The organism is Pseudoalteromonas sp. SG44-1 (assembly GCF_014164315.1).
GTDB classification, from domain to species: domain Bacteria; phylum Pseudomonadota; class Gammaproteobacteria; order Enterobacterales; family Alteromonadaceae; genus Pseudoalteromonas; species Pseudoalteromonas rhizosphaerae.
In genome coordinates this window covers 1-4,416 of sequence record NZ_JACJEW010000112.1, presented here as the reverse complement: position 1 = coordinate 4,416, position 4,416 = coordinate 1, and the positions used below count along the sequence as shown (strand labels likewise).

Sequence of the window (4,416 nt, the reverse complement as noted above, 5' to 3'; positions counted from 1 at the left end):
AGCAAACTCGCACTTTTTAGCAGAGATAAGCAAACTCGCACTTTTTAGCAGAGATAAACAAACTCGCACTTTTTATCAGACATAAGCAAACTCGCACTTTTAATAAGTAACCAGCAAACTCGTATCAAATATGCGGCTAATAATTAACCTGCTACTGCCTTTGTTGCGTATAACTTTAAAAAAAGTTCAATAATTATCGTAATAAGTGTAAATCCGTCAGTTAATTGATGAATTTTTTTGCTACAATTGTCTGGCAAGTAATGTGAGTGAGTTCAACAGCACCATGTGCAGTTTATCTGCTTCCTTTTAGTGAGGTTGATCTTGGTCAGTATATTGTTTTTGTAAAAGTCATATCATAGAAACGGCTCTATGCTCGAGCTAACTTAGTCAATTAGTTGATAAAGTCGGGATTATTCGAGCATGAGGCTGTTAATAACCTTGTTTTAATCAAGGGTTTTAATTATGATCGCTTCTATTTTAAAATTTCGAAAAATTAACCTGCTGTAACTGATGTTCTCAATATAGCAAGTGTTGAGAATCATAGTGGAGATAAGTGGATGAGCAATGCGCCTGTAGACAATGGCCGACGTCGCTTTTTAACCATAGCTACCTCTGTTGTAGGTGGTGTTGGTGCGGCTGGGGCTGCTGTTCCTTTTATTGCGTCTTGGAATCCAAGTGAGCGAGCTAAATCTGCGGGTGCGCCTGTAGAAGTAGATATCAGCAAACTTGAGCCGGGACAATTAATACGTGTCGAGTGGCGTGGTAAACCTGTATGGGTTGTATCACGAACCCCTAAAATGCTTGAGCAGATGAAAGAACACGAAGGTCAACTTCGTGATCCGCAATCGCAAGAGCCACAACAATTAGAATCATCAACCAATGATTTCCGTTCATTACGCCCTGAGATATTTCTCGCGGTAGGTATTTGTACGCATTTAGGGTGTTCACCTGGCTTTTTCCAAGGTAATTTTGGTGAAAAGGTTGAGGGAACAGATGATGGTTTCTACTGTCCATGTCACGGTTCTAAATTTGATATGGCTGGCCGTGTATTTAAATCGGTACCTGCCCCGTTAAACTTAGAAATACCACCTTACACATTTCTTGATGATACCACTATTTTAGTGGGCGAAGAAAAAGGGGTAGCCTAATGTTCGGTAAAATTATTGGTTGGATAGACGACCGTATCCCAATGACACGTGTTTGGAACATGCATATTGCACAGTATCCAGCACCGAAAAACTTTAACTTCTGGTATTTCTTTGGCTCATTGGCCATGTTAGTACTAGTAAACCAAATTCTTACCGGGATTTGGTTAACGATGAACTTTGTTCCGTCTTCTGAGGGCGCATTCGCTTCAGTAGAATACATCATGCGTGATGTAGAATACGGCTGGTTACTACGTTATTTGCACTCAACAGGTGCATCAGCGTTTTTCATCGTTGTATATATGCATATGTTCCGTGGCATGATCTACGGTTCTTACCAAAAACCACGTGAATTACTGTGGTTATTCGGTATGTTTATCTTCTTAGCGTTAATGGCTGAAGCATTCATGGGTTACTTATTACCATGGGGTCAAATGTCATTCTGGGGTGCACAGGTAATCATTTCACTATTCGGGGCTATTCCGGTTATTGGTGATGACTTAACACTTTGGATCCGTGGTGATTATGTAATATCAGGTGCAACGCTTAACCGCTTCTTTGCATTACATGTTATTGCTTTACCATTGGTTATCGTAATTTTAGTATTCTTACACATTGTGGCACTGCACGAAGTGGGTTCAAATAACCCTGACGGTGTTGAGATCAAGCGTAAGAAAGGCTCTGTTGCTGAAGAAGATAAGCCTAAATTTAAATTCCATGAGTATTACACTGACAAGAAAGATATTGTTGATGCGATTCCGTTCCATCCTTATTACACAGTAAAAGATATTGTGGGTGTGGTTGGTTTCTTAATCTTGTTTTGTTGGGTGGTGTTCTTTATGCCTGCGATGAATGGTTTCTTCCTTGAAGGACCAAACTTTGAAGCGGCAAACCCACTTAAAACACCTGAACATATTTTCCCAGTTTGGTACTTTACGCCATTCTATGCAATCTTACGTGCAATCCCAGATAAACTAATTGGTGTTGCTGCGATGGGTGCATCGATTGTAGTGCTGGCGTTATTACCTTGGCTTGACCGTGGCACAGTGAAATCGGTTCGTTACCGTTGTGGCTTCCATAAATGGAACATCGCAGGTTTTGTTGTTACTTTCGTGCTTCTTGGTTGGGTGGGTGCAACTCCACAAACTGATATGAAGACGATCATTTCACAAATCTGTACTGTGACTTACTTTATGTTCTTCGTACTGTTGTTTGTATACAGTAAGAATGAAAAAACTAAGCCATTGCCAGAGAGGTTAACGAAATGATGAAAAAGCTAATTATCGGTTTATTTGCTTTATCAATAAACGTATTGCCGGCAATGGCGGCAGGTCCATCGGTTCCATTAATGGAAGCCGGTAATGACCTAACTGATCAGCCTTCGTTGCAACGTGGTGCAAAGTTGTTCATGAACTACTGTCTTGGTTGTCACCAAATGCAGTATCAGCGTTATGAGCGTACTTTCCGTGATATCGGTATTCCAACAGCCGTTGGCCTTGAGCAGTTAATTTTTGACGGTTCAAAAGTTGGTAGCCATATCACTAACGCAATTACTAAAGATGATGCAGCAAAATGGTTTGGTGCGGCTCCGCCGGATCTAACTCTAATTGCACGTGTAAAATCTCCGGATTATATTTACACGTACTTAAAGTCATTTTATAAAGATGAATCTCGTCCGTTTGGAGTTAACAATATTGTTTTCCCATCGGTAGGTATGCCTCACGTTTTGCAAGAACTGCAAGGTTTACCAACGCCTATTACTGAAGAAGTCGAAGAACATGGTCACACTGTGACTAAAGTTATTGGTACTGAAACAGATGGGACTGGCGAAATGAGTGTAGACGAGTACGATCAAGCGGCTCGTGACTTAACTAACTTCCTTGAGTACGTGGGTGAACCTTCACGTCTTGAATCAGAAGCGTTAGGTATCAAGGTTATCGGATTCTTAGTTATCCTATTTATCTTGGCATTCATGTTGAAGAAAGAATACTGGAGAGATGTTCATTAATTTTGAACATATTTAAAGGTAATTTTGCAATAGGGGCTTAAGCCCCTTTTGCTGTTTTTGTTATTTAATGGAGGTAGGCATGGCCGTAGCTGCCAATAAGCGCCCTGTAATGACCCTTTTTTCTGGTGCTAACTGTATGTATAGCCATCAAGTACGCATTGTACTTGCTGAAAAAGGCGTAAGTGTAGATATTCATCTGGCCGAAAAGGACAACCTGCCAGAAGCACTTCATGAAATTAACCCTTACGGTACAGTGCCAACACTGATTGACCGTGAGCTTGGTTTATATCAGGCAAACATCATCATGGAATACCTTGATGAACGTTTTCCTCACCCTCCACTAATGCCTGTTTATCCGGTAATGCGTGGCCGCAGCCGTTTAATGATGCATCGCATCGACACAGATTGGTACAGCCTTGCTGCTAAAATTTATGCTAATGGCGCTGAATCAGCGCAAGCGCGTAAAGAACTAACAGAAGCTTTACTTGCTGTTTCAGCAATCTTTACTGAAGCTCCTTACTTTATGAGTGAAGAGTTTAGTTTAGTTGATTGTTACTTAGCACCATTACTATGGCGTTTACCAGAGCTTGGTATTGAGCTAACTGGTGCAGGTTCTAAAGAGATGAAAGAATATATGATCCGTTTATTTGAGCGTGAATCATTCCAAGCTTCTCTTACTGAAACTGAGCGCGAGATCCGTTTGTAATGACGCCTAATCGTCCTTATTTACTTCGTGCTTTCTTTGATTGGATTGTTGATAATCAGTGTACACCGCATTTAGTGGTTAATGCTGATTTTCCAGCCGTGCAAATACCAACACAGTTTGTTCAAGATGGACAAATTGTGTTGAATATTAGCCCATCAGCTGTCACACAATTCTCAATGGATAATCAGCAGTTAAGCTTTAGTGCCCGCTTTGGTGGTCAGCCAATGCAAGTATACGTGCCAATTGGTGCCGTGCTTGCGATCTATGCCCGCGAAAACGGTGAAGGCACTGTGTTTACTGCAGATGAGTTTTTAGAAGATGAAGACGAGTTTGCAGCTGAGTTAGAAAGTGTTGATATCGCAGATGAATTATTACCTGACGAGCCAGCTCCTTCTAAGCCTGAAAAGAAAAAAGGCTCACACTTACGTGTTATTAAGTAATATGTAATTGTTTGATAAAAACCGCTGATTAAGCGGTTTTTTTATGCCTGTATAAAAGTAGACTGAAGGTCAAAGGTAAAAGGTAAAAGGTAAAAGGTAAAAGGTAAAAGGTAAAAG

At 40.7% G+C, this 4,416-nt stretch carries 5 protein-coding genes; all 5 read left to right on the top strand.

The genetic code is table 11. From position 1 onward, the window contains the following. Positions 1-557 precede the first annotated feature (557 nt). Positions 558-1,148: a ubiquinol-cytochrome c reductase iron-sulfur subunit gene (petA, locus tag H5187_RS22705; RefSeq protein ID WP_182719667.1), complete on the top strand. Its 591-nt coding sequence runs from the start codon at positions 558-560 to the stop codon at positions 1,146-1,148. Then, on the top strand, positions 1,148-2,413 hold the full coding sequence (locus H5187_RS22700; protein ID WP_149980603.1) for a cytochrome b N-terminal domain-containing protein: 1,266 nt from the start codon (positions 1,148-1,150) through the stop codon (positions 2,411-2,413). The genes petA and H5187_RS22700 overlap by 1 nt, the downstream gene beginning before the upstream one ends. Beyond that, a complete protein-coding gene (locus H5187_RS22695) occupies positions 2,410-3,153 on the top strand; it encodes a cytochrome c1 (RefSeq protein WP_182719666.1) in 744 nt (247 codons plus the stop codon). The genes H5187_RS22700 and H5187_RS22695 overlap by 4 nt, the downstream gene beginning before the upstream one ends. A 79-nt stretch (positions 3,154-3,232) precedes the next feature. Beyond that, positions 3,233-3,859, top strand: coding sequence for a stringent starvation protein SspA (sspA, locus tag H5187_RS22690; protein WP_064667929.1), 627 nt, complete (start codon positions 3,233-3,235; stop codon positions 3,857-3,859). Beyond that, on the top strand, positions 3,859-4,299 hold the full coding sequence (locus H5187_RS22685; RefSeq protein ID WP_145236812.1) for a ClpXP protease specificity-enhancing factor: 441 nt from the start codon (positions 3,859-3,861) through the stop codon (positions 4,297-4,299). Before sspA ends, H5187_RS22685 begins: the two co-directional genes overlap by 1 nt. Positions 4,300-4,416: the final 117 nt, after the last annotated feature.

Bases quoted from the DNA above. Each gene is read 5' to 3' on its own strand.
- petA (WP_182719667.1), top strand. From the start codon at position 558: ATGAGCAATGCGCCTGTAGACAATGGCCGACGTCGCTTTTTAACCATA.
- H5187_RS22700 (WP_149980603.1), top strand. From the start codon at position 1,148: ATGTTCGGTAAAATTATTGGTTGGATAGACGACCGTATCCCAATGACA.
- H5187_RS22695 (WP_182719666.1), top strand. From the start codon at position 2,410: ATGATGAAAAAGCTAATTATCGGTTTATTTGCTTTATCAATAAACGTA.
- H5187_RS22685 (WP_145236812.1), top strand. From the start codon at position 3,859: ATGACGCCTAATCGTCCTTATTTACTTCGTGCTTTCTTTGATTGGATT.
- sspA (WP_064667929.1), top strand. From the start codon at position 3,233: ATGGCCGTAGCTGCCAATAAGCGCCCTGTAATGACCCTTTTTTCTGGT.